Annotated in this window: 1 protein-coding gene; it reads left to right on the forward strand. The window is 61.1% G+C overall.

Annotation, left to right across the window (positions count from 1 at the left end; translation table 11 throughout):
* Positions 1 to 288: ImcF-related family protein (locus SLS51_RS23595; protein WP_323840891.1), on the forward strand; the 288-nt coding region annotated here is incomplete at both ends.

Raw genomic sequence — 288 nt, forward strand, 5'->3', positions numbered from 1 at the left:
TGACGAGGTCCTGACGCAGGCCAAAATCTTCCTGTCGGTGCCGCCCCCCAAAGGCGAAGACCGTCTCGGCAATTTACAGCTTCCCCTGCTCAATCCGCTGCGTGAGGCCACGCTGGCCTACGGGGATTACCATCAGAAAGGGCTGCTGGCGGATATGGGGCTTTATCAGGGCGCGGCGGTCGGCCCGTATGTGGAAAACACCTACCTGCAACTGCTGTCTCAGCGCTTTCTGCCGGCCTTAATGAACGGCCTGCTGGACGACCTGAACCGGGCACCGAAAGGCAGCGA

The sequence above is a fragment of the Photorhabdus africana genome, from assembly GCF_035181445.1.
Lineage (GTDB): Bacteria > Pseudomonadota > Gammaproteobacteria > Enterobacterales > Enterobacteriaceae > Photorhabdus > Photorhabdus laumondii.